Annotated in this window: 23 protein-coding genes; 16 read left to right on the forward strand and 7 right to left on the reverse strand. The window is 46.1% G+C overall.

Annotated features, from left to right (window positions below; translation table 11 throughout):
• Positions 1–96: 96 nt before the first annotated feature.
• Complete coding sequence (locus C2745_RS02375; RefSeq protein ID WP_215384785.1) at positions 97–537, forward strand: HIT family protein; 441 nt, start codon at positions 97–99, stop codon at positions 535–537.
• On the opposite strand, the gene C2745_RS02380 is transcribed toward C2745_RS02375, so the two are convergent.
• The 5 genes from C2745_RS02380 to C2745_RS02400 are packed head-to-tail and all read right to left on the reverse strand — an operon-like array spanning position 534 to position 4860.
• Positions 534–959: a DUF1841 family protein gene (locus C2745_RS02380; RefSeq protein ID WP_215385577.1), complete on the reverse strand. Its 426-nt coding sequence runs from the start codon at positions 957–959 to the stop codon at positions 534–536. The genes C2745_RS02375 and C2745_RS02380 overlap by 4 nt on opposite strands.
• Positions 952–1608: an endonuclease III gene (gene nth, locus C2745_RS02385; RefSeq protein WP_215385576.1), complete on the reverse strand. Its 657-nt coding sequence runs from the start codon at positions 1606–1608 to the stop codon at positions 952–954. Before nth ends, C2745_RS02380 begins: the two co-directional genes overlap by 8 nt.
• Positions 1608–2300, reverse strand: coding sequence for an electron transport complex subunit RsxB (gene rsxB / locus C2745_RS02390; protein WP_215384786.1), 693 nt, complete (start codon positions 2298–2300; stop codon positions 1608–1610). Before rsxB ends, nth begins: the two co-directional genes overlap by 1 nt.
• 48 nt (positions 2301–2348) lie before the next feature.
• A complete protein-coding gene (locus C2745_RS02395) occupies positions 2349–3629 on the reverse strand; it encodes a polyhydroxyalkanoate depolymerase (RefSeq protein ID WP_215384787.1) in 1281 nt (426 codons plus the stop codon).
• Positions 3630–3660: 31 nt separating this feature from the next.
• Positions 3661–4860, reverse strand: coding sequence for an amino acid aminotransferase (locus tag C2745_RS02400; RefSeq protein WP_215384788.1), 1200 nt, complete (start codon positions 4858–4860; stop codon positions 3661–3663).
• A 181-nt stretch (positions 4861–5041) separates the two neighbouring features.
• On the opposite strand from C2745_RS02400, the gene uvrB reads away from it, so the two are divergent.
• The 8 genes from uvrB (at position 5042) to fdx (ending at position 12732) form a co-directional block, all read left to right on the forward strand.
• Entirely contained in the window at positions 5042–7186 is a 2145-nt protein-coding gene (gene uvrB, locus C2745_RS02405) for an excinuclease ABC subunit UvrB (protein ID WP_371742993.1), read from the forward strand.
• Between the two features lie 137 nt (positions 7187–7323).
• The gene (locus C2745_RS02410) at positions 7324–7893 is read left to right on the forward strand and encodes a Fe-S cluster assembly transcription factor (protein WP_215384789.1); all 570 of its coding nucleotides are present in this window, start codon (positions 7324–7326) and stop codon (positions 7891–7893) included.
• 28 nt (positions 7894–7921) lie between these two features.
• A complete protein-coding gene (locus C2745_RS02415; protein ID WP_371742994.1) occupies positions 7922–9181 on the forward strand; it encodes an IscS subfamily cysteine desulfurase in 1260 nt (419 codons plus the stop codon).
• A 32-nt stretch (positions 9182–9213) separates the two neighbouring features.
• Positions 9214–9600, forward strand: a complete 387-nt coding sequence (iscU, locus tag C2745_RS02420) for a Fe-S cluster assembly scaffold IscU (protein WP_068322308.1) — start codon at positions 9214–9216, stop codon at positions 9598–9600.
• Positions 9601–9632: 32 nt separating this feature from the next.
• Positions 9633–9956, forward strand: coding sequence for an iron-sulfur cluster assembly protein IscA (gene iscA / locus C2745_RS02425; RefSeq protein WP_012357505.1), 324 nt, complete (start codon positions 9633–9635; stop codon positions 9954–9956).
• Positions 9934–10461 (forward strand): Fe-S protein assembly co-chaperone HscB, encoded by a 528-nt coding sequence (gene hscB, locus C2745_RS02430; protein ID WP_371742995.1) that lies wholly within the window; start codon positions 9934–9936, stop codon positions 10459–10461. Before iscA ends, hscB begins: the two co-directional genes overlap by 23 nt.
• 27 nt (positions 10462–10488) lie before the next feature.
• Positions 10489–12354, forward strand: coding sequence for a Fe-S protein assembly chaperone HscA (gene hscA / locus C2745_RS02435; protein ID WP_215384791.1), 1866 nt, complete (start codon positions 10489–10491; stop codon positions 12352–12354).
• A 39-nt stretch (positions 12355–12393) separates the two neighbouring features.
• Positions 12394–12732: an ISC system 2Fe-2S type ferredoxin gene (gene fdx / locus C2745_RS02440; protein WP_215384793.1), complete on the forward strand. Its 339-nt coding sequence runs from the start codon at positions 12394–12396 to the stop codon at positions 12730–12732.
• A 152-nt stretch (positions 12733–12884) separates the two neighbouring features.
• Here fdx and C2745_RS02445 read toward each other — a convergent pair whose 3' ends face one another.
• Positions 12885–13772, reverse strand: coding sequence for a LysR substrate-binding domain-containing protein (locus tag C2745_RS02445; RefSeq protein WP_215384795.1), 888 nt, complete (start codon positions 13770–13772; stop codon positions 12885–12887).
• A gap of 82 nt (positions 13773–13854) precedes the next feature.
• On the opposite strand from C2745_RS02445, the gene C2745_RS02450 reads away from it, so the two are divergent.
• Genes C2745_RS02450 through C2745_RS02480 form a run of 7 tightly spaced genes read left to right on the forward strand, consistent with a single transcriptional unit; the run spans position 13855 to position 19268 of the window.
• Positions 13855–14586 carry a succinate dehydrogenase/fumarate reductase iron-sulfur subunit gene (locus C2745_RS02450; RefSeq protein ID WP_215384797.1) on the forward strand — a complete coding sequence of 244 codons (732 nt, stop codon included), beginning with the start codon at positions 13855–13857 and terminating at the stop codon, positions 14584–14586.
• On the forward strand, positions 14583–14933 hold the full coding sequence (locus C2745_RS02455) for a succinate dehydrogenase (protein ID WP_215384799.1): 351 nt from the start codon (positions 14583–14585) through the stop codon (positions 14931–14933). Before C2745_RS02450 ends, C2745_RS02455 begins: the two co-directional genes overlap by 4 nt.
• Positions 14930–15289, forward strand: coding sequence for a succinate dehydrogenase, cytochrome b556 subunit (gene sdhC / locus C2745_RS02460; RefSeq protein ID WP_215384800.1), 360 nt, complete (start codon positions 14930–14932; stop codon positions 15287–15289). The genes C2745_RS02455 and sdhC overlap by 4 nt, the downstream gene beginning before the upstream one ends.
• A 10-nt stretch (positions 15290–15299) precedes the next feature.
• The gene (locus C2745_RS02465; protein WP_215384802.1) at positions 15300–16175 is read left to right on the forward strand and encodes a fumarate hydratase; all 876 of its coding nucleotides are present in this window, start codon (positions 15300–15302) and stop codon (positions 16173–16175) included.
• Positions 16176–16186: 11 nt separating this feature from the next.
• Positions 16187–16798 carry a fumarate hydratase C-terminal domain-containing protein gene (locus C2745_RS02470; protein WP_215384804.1) on the forward strand — a complete coding sequence of 204 codons (612 nt, stop codon included), beginning with the start codon at positions 16187–16189 and terminating at the stop codon, positions 16796–16798.
• Positions 16795–18516, forward strand: a complete 1722-nt coding sequence (locus C2745_RS02475; RefSeq protein ID WP_215384806.1) for an L-aspartate oxidase — start codon at positions 16795–16797, stop codon at positions 18514–18516. Before C2745_RS02470 ends, C2745_RS02475 begins: the two co-directional genes overlap by 4 nt.
• Before the next feature lie 35 nt (positions 18517–18551).
• Positions 18552–19268 carry a sulfite exporter TauE/SafE family protein gene (locus C2745_RS02480; protein ID WP_215384808.1) on the forward strand — a complete coding sequence of 239 codons (717 nt, stop codon included), beginning with the start codon at positions 18552–18554 and terminating at the stop codon, positions 19266–19268.
• A gap of 47 nt (positions 19269–19315) precedes the next feature.
• Here the strand turns inward: C2745_RS02480 and C2745_RS02485 are convergent, their stop codons facing one another.
• Positions 19316–20302: a tripartite tricarboxylate transporter substrate binding protein gene (locus tag C2745_RS02485; protein WP_215384810.1), complete on the reverse strand. Its 987-nt coding sequence runs from the start codon at positions 20300–20302 to the stop codon at positions 19316–19318.
• Positions 20303–20455 lie beyond the last annotated feature (153 nt).

Consider the following 20455-nt stretch of genomic DNA (forward strand, 5'->3'; position numbering starts at 1 on the left):
GTAGTACGTAGCAAGCAGTAACACACCAATACTGCCGCGGCATCTAAATTACCCCACAAGGGTGACTTAGATGCCGTTTTCGTTTACATTCTTCCCATGACCAATTGCGTACTTTGTAAAGACGAACTCAAGCCCGAGGAAGGGCAACTGATTTGGCGCGGAGACGATTGCCGCATCATCCTAGTTAATGACTCGGATCTACCTGGCTTCTGTCGAGTGATTTGGAATCGCCATGCAGCAGAGATGACTGATCTTACTTACGGGGAGCGTGAGCACTTAATGACTTTGGTGTTTGCGGTTGAAGAGGCAGTGCGCCACGTAATGCATCCAGATAAGGTCAATATTGCCGCCTTGGGCAATATGGTTCCGCATATTCATTGGCATGTCATCCCAAGATTTAAGGATGATGCTTTTTATCCAGGGTCAGCTTGGTCGAGCAGAGCGCAAGAAACTCCAAAATCAATTCTAGAGTCTAGAAAGCAAAAAGCTCAGCAGTTACCAGCCGCCATCAAGGCTGCGATTGCTAGCCTTGCTTAAACGAGCTTTTTAAGCGCCTCCAAATAATTCTCGGGGTTGAGTGGTTGACCTTCACGTTGCGCTTCCCACATCACTTGCCCTAGACATTCCATCATCACGTGTTGAGCTTCATGCATTGAGCCTAACTTTTGGGATAACTTGTCAGCAATCTCTTTAATGCCAGGCGGCTGATTGATTGAAATTTGTTCGCTGATGGAGAGATGCATAGATAAATGCAGGAATGGATTAGTTTCGCCACGTTCAGGTGTGTAGTCTTGCGCTAGGGCGCCTTCAGGATCAGCAAGTAAGTTGTGATATTCAGGGTGCTCCACCATCCAATCACTAGCTAGCGTTTGCATCGGATCCAGAATCTGATTTTCTGTCTTTTTCTTCCAGGTATCGCAGAAGAAGCGTCGTACTTCTTCACGAGTTGGATTAAATATCGCCACGAACTTTTCCTTTGCCTGTTTTTTGCTTGAAGCTGCACAACGGTTCAACAATACATTGTTGACATTCTGGGTTACGCGCCTTGCAAGTATATCGGCCGTGCAAAATCAACCAGTGGTGAGCGTCCAATAAGTATTCTTTTGGCACGCGCTTGAGTAATTGCTCCTCAACCTTCAACACATCCTTGCCTGGCGCAAGACCTGTGCGGTTGGAGACTCTGAATATATGGGTGTCGACAGCAATAGTGGGTTGACCAAAAGCAGTATTCAAAATGACATTGGCAGTTTTTCTGCCGACACCAGGAAGTGCTTCCAGCTCTTCGCGTGTTTGCGGAACTTCTCCGCCATGCTTTTCCAAAAGCAGTCGACACGTCTCTTGAATATGCTTGCCCTTGGAGTTAAAGAGTCCGATATGTTGAATATAGGGCCTAACACCTTCCTCGCCAAGATCTAAGAGGGCCTGCGGGGTATTGGCAACCTTATAGAGCTTGCGAGTGCCTTTATTGACCGATACATCCGTGGCCTGCGCAGATAGCAGAACGGCAATGAGTAGTTCAAAAGGAGAGCTGTATTCAAGCTCGGTTTCTGGCTTGGGGTTATTGGCTTTGAGCTGTTCAAAAAAAGCGCGACGCTTTTCTAGATTCATCATTTCTTTTCTTGCGCGCGTGCAATAGCAGCAGCAATGATGGCCCGCTTACGCTCTTGTTCTTTCTTTTCTTCTTCTGATGGGGGGTCCTCTGCATTGACTGCAGCCAGCTTAGCGGCAGCCTTCTTGGCTAGGCGATCATCATTATCCTTTTGTTCCCGCTCAAGGCGTTCATCGCGATTGTGGTAACGCTTACGAGAAACATCCGCTTGCTCCACAGACCATGCATCCCAGCCAGTTTTATTGCTGGTGACATCAATCATGCTGATGCAGTCAACTGGACATGGTGGAACGCAGAGGTCACATCCAGTGCACCAATCAGTGAGAACCACATGCATTTGCTTGGATGCGCCAACGATCGCATCCACTGGACATGCTTGAATGCATAGGGTGCAGCCGATACATCTCTGTGGATCTATGAATGCAACTGGCCTTGGTCTTTCCACTCCGCACACAGGATCAATCGTTGGGTGCAATTCAAACGCATCTTGTGGGTAGATAGGGATCAGAATCTTGCTAAGCCGCTTGATTCCTTCTACGCCTCCAGGAGGGCAGCGGTTAGGCAGAGCTTCGCCGCTCGCCATCGCTTCTGCATATCCACGGCAATCTGGGTAGCCGCATTTAGTACATTGAGTTTGAGGGAGGGCATCCTCCAGGCGATCAGTAAGTTCGTTCGCCTGGTTGATTTTCATTCTATTGAAAAGTTCTTTAGAAATTAAAGACTCCGAAGAGCCTTTAATTTATGCAGATTTAGTGGTGCGAGTTGCTGTTTTTTTGGAGTTCTGGTGATCGCGAATAAAGGCTTTAATTTTTGGATACACCTTTTCACGCCAGCGACGACCAGCAAAGATGCCGTAGTGACCAGCACCAGCAACTTCATAGTGGTCTTTATTTTCTTTTGGAATGCCAGAACACAATCCGTGTGCTGAACGCGTTTGACCACTTCCAGAAATATCATCAAGCTCGCCTTCAACGGTAAGAAGAGCAGTCTTTTTAATATCTTGTGGTTTGACCAACTCACCAGCTACCTCCCAAGTGCCATTTGGCAATGAGTAGTCTTGGAAAACAGTCTTGATTGTGTCGAGGTAGAACTTGGCATCCAAATCCAATACTGCGTTGTATTCGTCATAGAAGCGAATATGGGATTCGGCATCTTGCTCGTCACCACGCACTAAGTTTTGGAAATAATCCCAATGAGATTGCAGATGGTTCTGCGGGTTCATGGCAATAAAGCCGGTGTGCTGCAAGAAGCCTGGATACACCTTACGACCAGCAGCTGGGTAAGTAGGTGGCACGCTATAAATTACATGACTCTCGAACCATTCATAGGACTTCTGGTCTGCAAGATTGTTTACTGCAGTCGGTGATTTACGTGCATCAATTGGGCCACCCATCATGATCATGGATGCTGGGGTTGCTTCGCCAGCAGTAGCCATTAATGAGATTGCACCTAAGGTTGGAACGGTTGGTTGGCATACAGAAATCACATGCAAATCTTTAGCGCCGATGGTGCGAATAAATTCTTGAACGTAATGTACGTAGTCATCTAAGCCAAAGTCGCCATCTTCCAATGGAACAAGGCGTGCATCGATCCAGTCGGTGATGTAAACCTTATGGTCTTGCAAAAGAGTGCGTACAGTATCGCGCAACAAAGTGGAGTGGTGCCCTGATAAAGGAGCCACTACCAACACCACTGGATCTTCTTTGAGTTTCTTAATAACTTCTACATCATCGGAGAAGCGTTTGAAGCGTACTAGATTGCAAAAAGGTTTTGCAACAGCAGTTCTTTCGTGAATAGCAACTTCACGACCATGTGCCATGACTGAGCGAATGCCAAATTCTGGTTTCTTATAGTCTTTACCAAGACGATAAAGAAGTTCATAGCTAGCGGCTAAGCGATCGGATCCTGGAACTTTGGACGCTGGATTTGAGGCATTAATAAACGCTTCAGAAGCAGCGCGCGCCCATGAGCTAACGGGTTGAAGTAAGGCTTTTTGAAATTCGTGTAACTGATATAGCATGTTGCCTCCGGTAATTCAGGATATCCGCTTGTTACGCTAAGACGCGGGCGATTGCTTTAGCCACTTTATCAATATTTTTAGTATTGAGGGCTGCCACACAAATGCGTCCAGTAGAAAGGGCATAAATGCCATCTTCTTTCTGTAAGCGTTCTACTTGCTCGGCCGTTAAGCCTGAGTAAGAAAACATTCCGCGCTGCTTCTCGATAAAAGCAAAATCTTGCTTTACACCAGCAGCAGCGAGTTTTTCAACGAGACCATGACGCATTGCTTTAATGCGATCACGCATTTCTGCCAACTCATCTTCCCAGAGCTTACGTAATTCTGGTGAATTTAAAACAGCGGCAGCAATTGCAGCACCGTGAGTAGGAGGGTTGGAATAGTTTGTACGAATTACGCGCTTTAGTTGTGAAAGTACACGAGTAGATTCATCTTTGCTTTGTGTCACGATTGACAGCGCGCCAACACGCTCACCATAGAGTGAGAATGATTTGGAGAAAGAGCTGGATACAAAGAAAGACATGCCTGATTCAGCAAAGAGGCGAACAGCGATGCCGTCCTGTTCAATGCCAGCCGCAAAGCCTTGGTAGGCCATATCCAAGAAGGGGATGAGGCCCTTGTTCTTGCAGATGTCAATTACTTGACGCCATTGCGCTTCAGTAATATCTGCACCTGTTGGGTTGTGGCAGCAAGCGTGCAACAACACGGTGGTGTTTTTTGGGAAAGACTCTAAAGACTTCACCATGCCATCAAAATCTACGCCACGTGTTTTGCCGTCGAAGTAGGTGTACTCAACTACTTCAAAGCCAGCGGATTCAAAAATGCCGCGGTGGTTTTCCCAAGTTGGGTTACTGATTGCACATGGTGCGTTTACGTTCAGGCGTTTTATGAAGTCAGCACCAACGCGCAATGCACCTGTGCCACCGAGACATTCAGCAGTCACTACGCGACCATCTTTAATTAAAGCCGAGTCAGCGCCAAACAATAAATTTTGTACGGCGCTGTTGTATGGGTTTGGTCCTTCGATGGGGATGTAGCTGCGTGGAGAGTGCTTTGCAACAATTGCCTCTTCCGCTTTGATCACTGCCTTTAAAAGTGGAACCTTGCCATCATCCGTGTAATACACGCCAACACCTAAGTTCACTTTGTCAGCACGTTGGTCTGCAACGTAGGCTTCTGTGAGGCCAAAAATAGGATCTTTAGGGGCTAATTGAACTGAGGCAAACAGGGTCATTTGAGGTCGGAATCGGTGGTTAGAGGGTAAATGGAGGTGGTTTTGTTCGTAATTGACGTTAAATTCAGCTTAATTGTCGGTTTTTGAGGCCAGAATCAACTATTTCCAAAGAAAAACGGCAAAATCAATGTTTGTACAAAATTCTCTGTGAAGAAATCTCACAGATGAAATGATAGCCGAGATGCCCCCTAAGTTACCCAAAACTGGATCAAAATCTGAAGTAAAAGAAGTGAGCAAAAGCCAGGCTGCTGATCCATTGGGCGAGGTCGGGCACGACCTTGATCCGGCTAAATTTGTGACCTTCCCAGACTCTCCGTATCAGCTTTACCAGCCTTTCCCCCCGGCGGGAGACCAGCCCCAGGCTATTGATGCCCTAGTGGAGGGTGTTGAGGACGGATTGACCTTCCAGACGCTTTTAGGGGTTACAGGGTCCGGAAAGACCTTTACGATGGCCAATGTCATCGCTAGAACGGGTCGTCCAGCCATCATTTTTGCCCCAAATAAGACCTTGGCGGCTCAGCTTTATAGTGAATTTAGGGAGTTTTTCCCAAGAAACGCCGTTGAGTACTTTGTCAGTTACTACGACTATTACCAGCCAGAGGCTTACGTTCCTCAGCGCGATCTCTTTATTGAGAAGGATTCCTCGATTAATGAACACATCGAGCAGATGCGCTTGTCGGCAACCAAGAGTCTTCTAGAGCGACGAGACGTCATCATCGTTGCCACTGTTTCGGCAATTTACGGTATTGGTAATCCGGGTGACTATCACAGCATGGTGATGACATTGCGTCCTGGCGACAAGATGAGCCAGCGCGATATTTTGATGCGCTTGATCGCTATGCAGTACGACCGCAATGAAACCGATTTTAAGCGCGGCGTATTTAGGGTGCGCGGCGATACCATTGATATTTTCCCTGCTGAGCATAATGAGCTCGCAGTGCGTGTTGAGTTATTTGATGATGTGGTTGAGAGTTTGCAGTTCTTTGATCCGTTGACTGGAAAAATTCGCCAAAAGATTCCGCGCTTTACTGTTTACCCAAGCTCGCATTATGTGACACCACGTGACACCGTTTTAAAAGCAATTGAAACCATCAAAACAGAATTACGTAATCGCTTAGATGAGTTTGTTAAGGATGGAAAATTAGTTGAGGCGCAACGACTTGAGCAACGCACTCGTTTTGATTTAGAGATGCTCAATGAATTAGGTTTCTGCAAAGGGATTGAGAACTACTCCCGCCATCTCTCCGGGGCAGCCCCGGGCGAGGCCCCGCCTACGCTAGTGGACTATCTACCCAATGATGCTTTGATGTTCCTTGACGAGAGCCATGTCTTGATTGGGCAACTCAATGCAATGTACAACGGCGATAAATCTCGTAAACATACTTTGGTGGAATTCGGTTTCCGTTTGCCATCGGCTATGGATAACCGCCCGCTAAAATTTACTGAATTTGAAACTAAGATGCGTCAAACCATTTTTGTTTCAGCAACACCCGCCGATTACGAGATTGCACACCAAGGACAAGTAGTTGAGCAAGTGGCTAGACCAACAGGATTGGTAGATCCAGAAATTGAAGTATTGCCAGCCAGCACTCAGGTTGATGATTTGTTAGATCAAATTCATGCACGCGTCAAAGTGGGCGAGCGCGTATTGGTGACTGTATTAACTAAACGTATGGCCGAGCAATTAACCGACTATCTTTCGGATAACGGCGTGAAGGTGCGTTACGTTCACTCTGATATCGATACGGTAGAGCGCGTAGAAATTTTGCGCGATTTACGTTTGGGTGTCTTCGATGTTCTTGTTGGTATTAACTTGCTACGTGAAGGTTTGGATATTCCCGAAGTTTCATTAGTTGCCATTTTGGATGCAGACAAAGAGGGCTTCTTGCGCTCTGAACGCAGCTTGATTCAGACGATTGGTCGAGCAGCTCGAAACGTGCGCGGCAAAGCTATTTTGTATGCTGACCGCATCACCGACTCTATGAAGCGGGCGATGGGCGAGACCGAAAGGCGTCGTACCAAGCAAATCGCCTTCAACAAGCTTCATGGCATTGAGCCTAAAGGAGTTCAAAAGCGCATTAAGGACATTATTGATGGCGTTTATGACGTCAAAGAGAAGCGTCAGGAGATGCAAGTCGAGCAGGAGCGGGCTCGCTATGAGGATATGGGTGAGAAGGACCTGGCGGCAGAAATCAAGCGTTTAGAGAAGCAAATGAACGCTGAAGCCAAGAATTTGGAGTTTGAGAAGGCTGCCAGCACCCGAGATAGGCTTACCAAGGTCAAAGAAATGGCCTTCGGAGCTCGGTCTAGAGACTCTATCGGCTAGATTCCTCGCTTTCAATAGGGATTTTTGGGATAATTCCCGAGCAGTTTGCTGGGTCTTATGGTAAAGTTGAGTGGAATGGTCGGGTATTACCCGCCCGACTGTTAGCTGTCCATAACAATCCATTACCAAGGTGACATATGAGACTTACAACCAAAGGTCGTTTTGCAGTAACCGCAATGATTGATTTAGCCCTGCGTGAAACGCATGGCCCCGTAACTTTGGCCGGAATTAGCCAAAGACAAAAGATTTCCCTTTCCTACCTCGAGCAATTGTTCGGCAAGCTACGCCGTTTCAATATTGTTGAAAGTACTCGTGGCCCAGGCGGTGGTTACACCCTGGCGCGACCATCCTCTGAAGTGAGTGTTGCTGACATCATCGTCGCGGTAGATGAGCCCCTTGATGCAACTCAGTGTGGTGGCAAAGGCAACTGCCATACCGATGAAGAAAATCATGGCCGTTGTATGACGCATGATCTGTGGAGCAATCTCAATTCAAAAATGGTTGAGTACCTCAGTTCGGTGAGCTTGAAAGATTTGGTTCAGCAACAAGAAGGGCGCGGCATTGTCATTCAAGATATGCGCCAAAAGAAAATCAAAGTTGAAAGTACTAAAGCAGATAAACCTGCTCCAGCGCTTGCAGCCAAAAAAGAAGCAGCCCCTAAAGCGCCATTAGTGAATTCCGTATTCAATTTGGCGCGACAAAGTTAATAACGCATTACCTACTGATAGATAAACCATGAACGCCCCAAAAGATCTGCCACAACAACCGGTTCCGATGTTTAGCCCTAAACACTTTCCTGTGTATATGGACTACTCAGCTACAACACCGATTGATCCCCGTGTGGTCGATAAGATGTTGCCTTATTTGCGTGAGCAATTTGGTAATGCCGCATCACGAAGCCATGCTTATGGCTGGGCTGCAGAAGAGGCGGTGGAGTGGGCGCGTTCAGAGGTTGCCCAATTAGTACACGCTGACCCAAGAGAGATTGTTTTTACCAGTGGCGCCACTGAAAGTATTAACTTGGCACTCAAGGGCGCGGCGCATTTTTATAAAGAGCGTGGCAATCACATCATTACCGTGAAGACTGAGCACAAAGCAACTTTAGATACCTGCCGTGAATTAGAGCGTGAAGGTTTTGAGGTTACTTACTTAGATGTTTTGCCGAATGGTTTGATCGATTTTGCGCAGTTAGAGACTGCGATGAAGCCAGGAACAATTTTGGCTTCAGTGATGTATGTCAATAATGAGATCGGTGTAGTGCAAGACATTCCCGCTATTGGTGAGTTGTGTCGTTCACGTGGTGTGATTTTCCATGTGGATGCTGCGCAAGCCACTGGCAAGGTAGAAATCGATTTAGATAAGATCAAAGTTGATCTCATGAGTTTTTCTGCCCATAAGACTTATGGGCCTAAAGGTATTGGCGCTTTGTTTGTCCGTCGTAAGCCGCGTATTCGTATTGAGGCTCAGATTCATGGCGGTGGTCATGAGCGTGGCATGCGTTCTGGTACCTTGGCGGTTCACCAAATCGTAGGCATGGGTGAGGCTTTCCGTATTGCCCGTGTTGAGATGGCTGAAGAAAACAAGCGTATCCGTGCATTGCGTGATCGTTTGTTAAATGGCCTCAAAGATATTGAAGAGGTTTATGTCAATGGCGACATGGATGATCGTGTTCCGCACAACCTGAACATTAGCTTTAACTATGTTGAAGGCGAATCTATGTTGATGGCCTTGAAGGATCTCGCGATCTCTTCTGGTTCAGCATGTACCTCTGCCTCTTTAGAGCCTTCATACGTTTTGCGCGCATTAGGCCGTAATGACGAGTTGGCACATAGCTCAATTCGCTTCACTTTGGGTCGCTTTACTACCGAAGAGGAAGTGGATTTCACTATCAAGTTGGTGAAAGAAAAGATTGCCAAGTTGCGTGAGTTATCGCCGCTTTGGGAAATGTACAAAGACGGAATCGACATCAGCACGATTCAATGGGCAGCACACTAAAAAGAATATAGAGAGATAAAAGAGGAAATACCATGGCATATAGCGAAAAGGTCATCGACCATTATGAAAATCCCCGTAATGTTGGATCATTTGAAAAAGGTGATGACAGCGTAGGCACTGGCATGGTTGGCGCACCTGCATGTGGCGATGTCATGAAGTTGCAGATTCGTGTGAATGATCAAGGTGTAATCGAAGATGCTAAGTTCAAGACTTATGGCTGCGGCTCTGCGATTGCTTCATCTTCATTGGTAACCGAATGGGTTAAAGGCAAGACTTTGGATCAAGCATTAGAGATCAAGAACTCATTGATCGCTGAAGAGTTGGCGTTGCCACCAGTAAAGATTCACTGCTCTATTTTGGCGGAAGATGCTATTAAGGCGGCGGTTGCTGACTACAAAGAGAAGCATCCAGCGAAATAAAGCAAACGAAGCAAACAAGAAGAATCAAAACTATGGCAATTACCTTAACTGATAAAGCAGCTGCACATGTCAACCGCAATCTAGAAAAGCGCGGTAAAGGGTGTGGCTTACGCTTGGGTGTCCGCACAACCGGTTGCTCTGGCTTGGCCTATCAACTTGAGTATGTTGATGAGCCGGCAGCAGAAGATCAGGTATTTGAATCTAATGGCATTAAGGTCTTTGTTGACCCAAAGAGCTTGGCTTATTTGGATGGTACAGAGCTAGACTTTGTGCGTGAGGGTTTGAACGAAGGGTTTAAGTTTCAAAATCCAAACGTAAAAGATGAGTGTGGTTGTGGCGAATCCTTCCGCGTCTGACGATTACTTTCGCTTCTTTGGTTTAAATCAGCAATTCAAAATCGATTTGCCTGCGCTAGATCAGGCATACCTGGCGATTCAAAAGGAAGTGCACCCTGATCGCCATGCTCGCGGTAGTGATGCAGAACAGCGCCTTGCGATGCAAATGGCCACCTTAGCCAATACCGCACTTCAAACCCTTAAGAATCCTATCCAACGCGGTCTTTATATATGCCAACTCCATGGCGTAGATGCGAAGTTGGAGACCAATACTGCTATGCCTGCTGCATTTTTGATGAAGCAGATGGAATGGCGCGAGAATTTAGATGAGCAAGTAGAGGATCTACCAGCTTTAGAAGCCCTCATGTCTGAGGTGGAGCAGTCCAAGGAAGATACTGTTGCCGAAATCGCCCAAGCCATTGATGGTGCCAAGAATTATGAGCGTGCAGCAGAACTGCTACGCGGTTTACTTTTTATTGATAAGTTCGCCGCAGAGCTTGATGATGCTATTTCCGCATTGGTATAGCTCGACCTAAATTAAACTTAATCATCTATGGCCTTATTACAAATCTCTGAACCCGGTAAATCGCTAGCGCCTCATCAGCGCCGCATTGCGGTGGGTATTGATTTGGGAACCACCAATTCTTTAGTAGCCATTGTTCGTGATGCATTGCCTAAAGTGCTGGCTGATGCTCAAGGGCGCGAGCTATTACCTTCAGTCATTCGCTATTTGCCAAACGGCAGAACACAAGCAGGCTTCGAGGCGCTTGAGAGCCTGGTAATTGACCCTAAAAATACGATTGTTTCGGTAAAGCGTTTCATGGGTCGCGGTTTGTTGGATGTGGAACATATTGAAAGTGCTCCATATGATTTTGTCGATCAGCCTGGCATGCTTAAGCTGCGAACAGTTGCTGGTGATAAGAGTCCGATTGAGGTCTCTGCAGAAATTCTCGCGCGCTTGCGTCAGTTGGCTGAAGATTCGGTCAATGATGAAATCGTTGGCGCAGTGATTACTGTTCCAGCTTACTTTGATGATGCGCAACGTCAAGCAACAAAAGATGCTGCTAAGTTAGCGGGTGTTGAAGTGCTTCGTTTATTAAATGAGCCAACTGCCGCTGCGATTGCCTATGGTTTGGATAATGCCTCGGAAGGCGTCTACGCCGTATATGACTTAGGTGGTGGTACCTTTGATATCTCCATACTGCGTATGAGTAGAGGGGTATTTGAAGTTCTTTCTACTGGCGGTGACTCTGCTCTTGGCGGCGATGACTTCGATCACCGCTTGTACTGCTGGGTGATTGAGCAAGCTAAGCTGCCACCACTGTCTATTCATGACCACAGAACACTCTTGCAGGCTTGTAAGCATGCCAAAGAGCAGTTGAGTCATAACCCGTTGGCGCGCGTCCATGAGACGCTTGCCGATGGCACGGTAGTTAATGTTGGCGTAAGCCAGGCACAGTTCTTTGAGATTACCCAGAATTTAGTAACCAAGACTTTGATGGCTTGTAAAAAAGCCTTACGTGACGCAGGTTTAAAAGCGGATGACGTTAAAGGTGTTGTCATGGTGGGTGGCTCCACTCGTATGCCTAATGTGCAGCGAGCCGTTGGCGAACTCTTTGGTACTCAACCTTTAAATAACCTCAACCCTGATCAAGTGGTTGCACTCGGTGCGGCGATGCAGGCTGATTTATTAGCTGGAAATCAAAGCAAGGATGACGAATGGCTTCTGTTAGACGTCATTCCACTATCTCTTGGTATTGAAACCATGGGCGGTTTGGTAGAAAAAATCATTCCACGTAATACGCCGATTCCGGTTGCTAGAGCGCAAGATTTCACGACCTTTAAAGATGGTCAAACTGCTTTAGCAGTTCAGGTGGTGCAGGGTGAGCGTGAGCTTGCACAAGACTGCCGTTCATTGGGTAAGTTTGAGTTGCGCGGGATACCAGCTATGGCTGCAGGTGCAGCGCGTATTCGAGTTACCTTCCAAGTGGATGCAGATGGTTTGTTGTCTGTAAGCGCTATAGAGCAAGGCTCTGGTGTTCAAGCATCGATTGATATCAAGCCGTCTTATGGCCTAACAGATGCAGAAATTACCCGCATGTTACAAGATGGTTTTGCATCTGCAAAAGAGGATCTTCTCTCTAGATCATTGCGTGAGGAGCAAGTGAATGCCCAGCGCCTACTTGATGCAGTACAAACTGCTTTGGATAGCGATCGCAATCTTCTCAATGAAAACGAGCAAGCTGCAATTGATCGTGAGATGGCAGTGCTGCAAAAGATTTTGAATGAAGAGGCTGATAGTGCTATTGTGCGCAAAGCAGTTGATCATGCCGCAAAAGCAACCGATGAATTTGCACAAAAGCGAATGAACGCAAGTATTCAAAAAGCTTTATCTGGCAAGAATGTTGCCGAAATCTAAGAAAACAAAAAACCTAAAACGAATTAATAGAAAAGAATCATGACTCAAATCGTCGTACTACCGCATAGTGAGTATTGCCCTGAAGGCGCTGTTGTAGAGGTTGCTCCAGGCACTTCGATTTGCGAAGCTTTGCTAGACAATGACATTCCTATTGAGCATGCCTGCGATATGGTCTGCGCATGCACTACCTGTCACGTAGTCATAAAGGAGGGGTTTCAAAGTCTTAACCCGCCCGATGAAAATGAAGAGGATATGCTCGATCGCGCCTGGGGTCTGAACCCTCAATCGCGCTTGTCCTGCCAAGCCATTGTGGCGAAAGAGGATCTGGTGATTGAAATCCCTAAATATTCAATCAATCACGCCAAAGAAAACCATTAATGCACTAAATCGGGGCATTTGGCTCTGAAATCATGCAATTGTTCAAAAGCACAATCTACATGGTCATTAGTATGAAGTTGTAGTTCATTCTTTAGGTGGCACCTCCAAAAAATCTTTTAAGCCATCCCTCGGGGTGGCTTTTCTTTTAAGGGTTAGGTGCTTTTAGTAGTGCCCAATAAAAATTGTTGCTTGATGAGTTGGGTGACGTTTTGTCGGCTGTGCTTCTTGCGTTCTAGTAAGCCCACTTTCCGGTAAATTGTTTTTCCTGATAACTCTTTAATCGATAGTTGTCGATCTTTTTCCCAGGCGATATTGGCAAGCTGCGGAACTATTGAATAGCCAAGTCCTTGTCTCACTAGCTCAATAATTGCCTCAACAGAATTAAGCTCCATACCCTCTTCAATCATTAGCTTATTAGCTTTAATTGTTTGATCAACTAAGTGTCCAGTCCACGTATTTCTCTCAAATCTAATAAAGGGTAACCGAGCATCAGCGTAGGCTGAGTTTGGCTGTCTCTTTGATTGAGGGGCTGGTGCGATCAAAATCATCGGCTCTTTGTATAGCTCTGTCCATTGGACATTTTGAGGTAGCGCATATGGTGACTCTGTAACAATTGCCGCATCAAGGCTGCCGTCTAGGACTTGATCAAGAAAATTGCTCGATAAGCCCGCGATTAACTTTACCTCTAGACTGGGAAAGTTTTGCTTTAATTCATTCAAGGTTTTGCCGAATGCACCCATCAGGGTCGATACGAGAGCCCCTAAAACAATAGTGCCGCTGAGATCTGATTTCAGGTCCGAACCAAGAGCCTCGTAGCGAGCCACAATTTCTTGGATGGGCTCAATCAGCGATCTGCCATGTGCATTTAGGGTAAGAGAGCGCTTGGTTCGATCAAATAGCTCGAGACCAATTTCCCTTTCCAATTGCTGCAGCTGCTGGCCTGCAGCGGCTGCAGTTAAGCCAATTTCTCTGGCCGCGGATGCAACACTCTTGTGGCGGGTGATCGCTAAGAAGTTCTTGAGGGTTTTGATGCTGGACATAATTCTAATTATAAATAAAAACTTTATCTCAATGAAAATTTAATTCGATTTATTTTTTACTATCCATCAATATAATGGGGATATGTCAAATACTGATCTCAAAGTAAGGGTATGGCGCGGCTCTCAAGAAGGGGAGTTTGTTGAGTACTTGGTGCCACGCAATCCAAATCAAACAGTTTTGGATGTGGTGACCTATATCCAAAGAAAACTCGACCCCACTTTAAGTTATCGCTTTGCGTGTCGAGTTGGCATGTGCGGATCATGCGCAATGACTGTCAATGGAGTTGCTCGCTGGACTTGTCGTACTCATGTATCTCAAATTCTTCAGGGTGATTCATTAGAGATTGCCCCCTTGAACAACTTGCCCATTATTAAAGACCTCGCAACAGACATGCGAGAGTTTTTTAATAAGTGGAAAGGTGCCGTTGGGTTCTTTAAAGGCAATCAAACCCGCCATGATGATTTTGCTAAGGTTGAACCAAATTCTGAAGAGCGTCAGTTGGCGAACGCAGGCATCGAGTGTATTGGTTGTGGCGTTTGTTATGCTTCTTGTGAGGTTGTAGAGTCTAGACCAAACTATCTTGGGCCTGCCGCTCTAAATCGTGCCTGGACGTTAACGAATGATGTGAGGGATATTCAGCAATTAGAGCGTATGCGTGCAGTTGCCGGTGATGCTGGTTGCCATGCCTGTCATACGCAAGGCTCCTGTACTGAGCGTTGCCCTAAGGCTATCGAGCCGACCGCAAGTATTGCAGGTTTGAAGAAGTTGGTTGCAAAGGCTGCGGTGCGCGGAAGCAAGTGGGGCAAGTTATGAGTCCCGGTGTATTGCAAGCCAAGCTCTGGTATGCACAAAGAATTAGTGCCATGGTTCTCGGCCTTTGTGTGGCCATTCATTTGTTGATTATCTTTTATGCAATTAGAGGTGGTTTAAGTGCACAAGAGATTTTGGGTAGGACCCAAGGCAACGTGCTATTTGCCATCTTTTATGAAGTGTTTGTCATAGCCTGTTTTGTGCATGCGCCAATCGGCGTTGTTAATATTTTGCAAGAGACTTTTCCTAAGAGTGGTCTAGCAAGACCCCTGTCTTGGATTCTGGCTCTTCTGATTTTGGTTTTTGGCACTACTGCTGTCATTGGTGTTTTTACAGGCGGTCAGATATGAGCTCCAGACCAAAATTGGATTACCGCGCTAAAAGCCACCTGTCTTATTTTGCATATGCGTGTCATCGAATATCCGGTTTGTTATTGGCATGCTTTATTCCATTGCACTTTCTGATGCTGTCTCAATCATTGCGAGGTGCACAAGGTTTTGAGAGATCCCTGGCCTTAACTGATTTTTGGGTCTTCAAGTTCGGAGAGTGGGCCTTAGTGATCTTGTTGGCAGTGCATTTGGCTGGGGGGATCCGCTTGTTAATGATTGAGTTTGGCCCATGGAAGGGATTGCGCAAGGGCTGGATTCAGACTTCCATCTTGTTCGCTATAGCTTGCGGACTTTTATTTTTATATTTTGCTAATTGATTAGGCTGATATGCAATTACAAATGAATTTAGTAGAAGAGGCTTGTAAGGAGCTCTACATTCGCGCCCTTAAAGTTCTGCCTGATGACATTAAGGCTGGCATTAATAAATTAGATAGCGCTGAAACTGACTCGCGAGCTCAGGTGGTATTAAAGACCATGATTACCAATATCGCAGTGGCAGAACGCGAAGATAATTTGCTTTGCCAAGATACGGGCTTACCGATCTACAACGTTAAGATTGGTAGAAATGTCCAATTCGATGGCATGGAATTAAAGGCGGCTATTCGTAAGGGATGCGAGCGTGCAACTAAGGAATATCCGCTTAGATCCTCGGTGGTCCATCCGATCACTCGCAAAAATAATCACACCTCTTGTGGAATCGATATGCCTGCCATCCACATTGATTTTTTTGATGAGTCAGAATCAGTTGAGATTGAAATGGTGCCAAAGGGAAGTGGCTCTGAGAACAATTCATTTTTAAAAATGGCAATACCTGCAGATGGCATCAAAGGTGTTAAAGCATTTGTGATTGAGAGCGTTGTCTCTGCTGGCGGCAAAACTTGCCCGCCAACCATTGTTGGAGTTGGCATCGGAGGTACGTCAGATCAATGTGTAGCCATGGCAAAGCGTGCTGCAACCCGTGAGTTAGGAAGTGTATGCAGCGATGAAGAGGGGGCCAAGTTAGAGAAAGAGCTTAGCGCCGCCGTCAATCAACTAGGTATTGGCCCACAAGGATTGGGTGGCGATGGAACTGCTTTTGCAGTTCAAGTTGAGCTGGCTCACACTCACATTACTTTGAACCCGGTTGCAGTCAATATGCAGTGTCACTCCGCTCGCAGAGCGCGTGCAACATTTACGCCTACCGGCGTGACTTACGGATTCTAGGAAGGCGACAGATGGCACATTACAACCTTGCTACACCGGTAAGCGAAGAAGATATCCGCAAGCTCCGTATTAACGATACCGTGACTTTGCAAAATACATTGTTTGGCATTCGTGATGCAACTCAGATTCATATGTTTGACCATGATCGTAAAACGCGATTTGATTTGAATGGTCACGCAGTCATTCATACAGCTCCGAATGTTCGTAAGGTTCCGGTAAGCAAAGAGTTCCCTGCAGGATATGAGCCTATTTGCATTGGCACGACTACCTCAGACCGCATGGAGAGATTCACTCGTCCTTTGATGACTCAAAACGGTGTGCGCATGATTGTAGGTAAGGGTGGTATGCGTGAGGGATCTGCTGAGGCTTTTAAGGAGTTGGGTGGCGTATACCTAGCGATTATTGGCGGCACTGCAGCGCTTGAGACCACCTGGATAGAACAGATTGAAGATGTGGATATGGATGATCTCAATCCAGAATCTTTATGGCGCTTCAAGATTAAAGATTTTGGCCCATTGTTGGTGGCAATGGATAGTCATGGCGGGAGTATCTATCAAGAAGTGAAGAGCGATGTTGCTAGTAAAAAAGAAGCGGTACTAAAAAGCCTTGGGATTACCTCATGAATGCGATTCCAACAATAAATACTGATATTTTGATTCTGGGCTCAGGGGGTGCAGGCCTCTTTGCTGCCTTGCATGCACATCAAGCTAATCCTGACTTAAATATCACGATAGCAGTCAAAGGCTTGTTAGGTAAGTGCGGCTGTACGCGAATGGTGCAGGGAGGTTACAACGTAGCTTTGGCAGAAGGCGATTCTGTCGAGCGCCATTTCATGGATACGATTGAGGGTGGCAAATGGCTATCTGATCAGGATCTAGCATGGACGCTAGTGAGTAAGGCGGTAGAGCGTATCCATGAATTAGAAAATGAGCTCGGATGCTTTTTCGATCGCAACCCCGATGGCACTGTTCATCAAAAAGCATTTGCTGGCCAAACGTTTGACCGCACAGTTCACAAAGGTGACTTAACAGGTATTGAGATTATTAATCGTCTCGCCGAACAAGTGTGGTCTCGCGGGATTAATCGTCTTGAAGAGCATCGCGCGATAGAGTTGATTCATAGCAAGGATGGTAAATCGCTTGCAGGTGTATTGATGCTCAATATGCAAACAGGTGCATTTGTATTGGTGCGCGCTAAGGCGGTGTTGCTGGCAACTGGCGGTGGCCCAACAATGTACAAATACCACACACCGTCCGGCGATAAGAGTTGCGATGGTTTGGCCATGGCATTACGTGCAGGCCTGACTTTGCGTGACATGGAGATGGTGCAATTTCATCCTACTGGCTTATTGGCTGGCCCTGGCACGCGTATGACAGGTACGGTTCTAGAGGAAGGTCTGCGAGGCGCGGGCGGATATTTGCTGAATGGCAATAAAGAGCGTTTTATGGGCAACTATGATCCACGTAATGAGCGCGCCACCAGAGATATTGTTTCCCGATCAATTAACTCAGAAATTCGTGCTGGGCGTGCTACGCCAAATGGCGGTGTTTACATTCAAATGAGTCATTTAGGTCCAGATAATGTGCGTAAACAATTTAAAGGCATGGTTGAACGTTGTGCTGATAGTGGATTTGATCTTGCTAATGATTTGGTAGAGGTTGTACCAACTGCGCATTACATGATGGGTGGTCTCGTCTTCAAGAAAGACTGCAGCACTGACCTTCCGGGGCTCTTTGCCGCTGGCGAAGATACGGGCGGAGTCCACGGCGCTAATCGCTTGGGTGGTAATGGTGTTGCTAATTCAACAGTATTTGGTGGTATTGCTGGGGAGGCAATGGCTCATTGGGTTTCCTCTCAGAAGTTAAGCGACTGTAATATGGATGAGGTCGAAGCTAGCATTGAGGCGCATGAGGCGCCATTGAAAAAAGCAGCCGGTGATATTGAAGCAATCCGCGACGCACTTGCCGAATGCATGTGGGATGACGTTGGCATTTCGAGAACAAAAGATTGTTTATTGCGTGCACGTCAAACTTTAAAGCAGTTGGCGGCCCAACTAAAGCAAATGGGCGTGGGCGATATACAGCGGGAATACAGCAATACTTGGCAAGATTGGATGAATTTACAAAACCTGATTTTGGTGAGCCAGGCTGTCACTGAAGCAGCCATTGCCAGGGAGAACTCTAGAGGCGCCCACTATCGTGATGATTTTCCCGAACCAGGATCTTTTGAGAATTCCTTTTACACAGCCGTAAACTTTAAGCATCAAGAGCTGAAGATAGAAAATCGCCCGGTGCAATTTACGATGATTAAGCCGGGTGAAACGATTTTGGTTGAGGCCTAATTATTTTTGATCTGATAGACCCCATTCATTTTTTATTGGCGACGTTAGTTATTTTTGTTGCTTATTTTATTTTTGGTATCTCTGGATTTGGGTCATCGATCATTTCTGTACCATTACTGGTCCAGATGTATCCACTGAAATCGGTGGTCCCAATGATGGTCATTATTGACATCTGCGCCTCTTTATACGTCGGTAGAAAATCTTCTCAAGACGCCAACCTCAAAGAGCTCAAATGGCTATTTCCATTTAGCCTGATTGGCATGATTCTAGGCATTTATCTCTTGGTGAAGGCGCCAAGTGAACCGCTTTTAATTACTCTAGGCTGCTTTGCTGCACTCAATGGCGCTCGCGTCCTTTGGCAGAGAAATTCAGAAATGCACGAGCCAATTAATAAATGGTGGGCGGCGCCATTTGGATTTTTTGGTGGCACCTTTACCGCCTTATTTGCTACTGGTGGGCCGATCTATGTGTCCTACTTAGGTCTGCGAATAAATGATCCCAGGGCATTGCGTGCCACTATGGCATTTGCAATATTTATGCTGACTTTTTTGCGGCTGACCTTGATGTTAGTTACCGGTTTGATTCTGAGTTGGCCCGTTGTTGGCTTAGCAATTTGTTTAATGCCAGCAACCTTTTTAGGAATTTGGCTAGGCACTCATGTTCATACTAAATTAAGTAATGCCGCCATGAGGGTGGCTTATGGATCAATTCTAATTTTTGCTGGAACGATGCTGTTGATTCGTCAGCTTTAAAAAAATGGGCGAAGATATCTTCGCCCATTTCATTAAGTAAGGTATTTCTACTGGGCGCTAATATTTCTACCCTTAATTACCTTCTCCCAAAGAACAGACTCAGTCTTTACTTGGGATTCAAATTCTTTCTGATTATTGACCACAGCTGTTAGACCATTTAAATCTAAGCTGGTTCGTAATGCTTCAGAATTCACGGCTTTAACAGTGGCCGCATAAATTTTATCGGTGATAACTTTAGGTGTATTTGCTGGAGCAACTAATCCAAACCAGCCAGTGGATTCGAATCCTGGAATGCCTGATTCAGCAACAGTAGGGACGTCAGGTAATTGTTTAGAGCGCTTCAAGCTGGTGACTGCCAATGGTTTAATTTGACCAGACTTCGCAAAACCTGTCGCTGCTGTAAGGTTGCCCACCATAAAGTCAATCTGACCAGCAACTAGATCATTCAGTGCTGCAGATTCACCTTTATAAGGAACGTGCGTAGCTGGAATGCCCGCTGTATAGGTAAAGTTTTCCTCGGCCATATGAACCTGGCTGCCAATACCAGCTGAGCCAAAGTTCAGATCTTTGGTTTTGGCGTAGGCAATAAACTCAGCGACATTCTTCACGGGAATCTTATTGCTAACTGACAAGAGCATCGGTCCACTCGCTACGTTGGTAATGTAGACAAAGTCCTTGGCATAATTTACAGGAAGCTTTTTATAGAGATTTGGGTTGACCGTAAGCATGCTTCCAGAGGCGAGCATGATGATGTAGCCATCAGCTGGTGACTGTGCAACATATTCCGCAGCGATATTGCCGCCAGCACCGGGCTTATTTTCAACGATGACATTTTGACCGAGGTCTTTGGTTAATTGCTGCGCTAATAAACGCCCAAGAATGTCGGTAGTGCCTCCAGCGGCAAATGGAATAATTAGTTTGATAGGTTTTGTTGGCCAGTTTTGTGCATTCGCCAAGGGTGAGGCTAGTAGTACTAGTGAACCTACAGTCAGTAGAATTTTCTTTCCTAGATTGCTGATATGTTGCTTAAACATGCTTACTATCTCCGATGGTAAATTGATCTAAATATCTTATCTGCATTTGCATCTAAAAAATCCTGCGATCTCTATTTATTAGTTATAAGCTTATGTGTTGCTAGTGTCTCCTCCAGCCATTGTTTATGCAATTTAATTCATAATTGCGCCGCA

The organism is Polynucleobacter sp. AP-Kolm-20A-A1 (assembly GCF_018688315.1).
Taxonomy (GTDB): Bacteria; Pseudomonadota; Gammaproteobacteria; order Burkholderiales; family Burkholderiaceae; genus Polynucleobacter.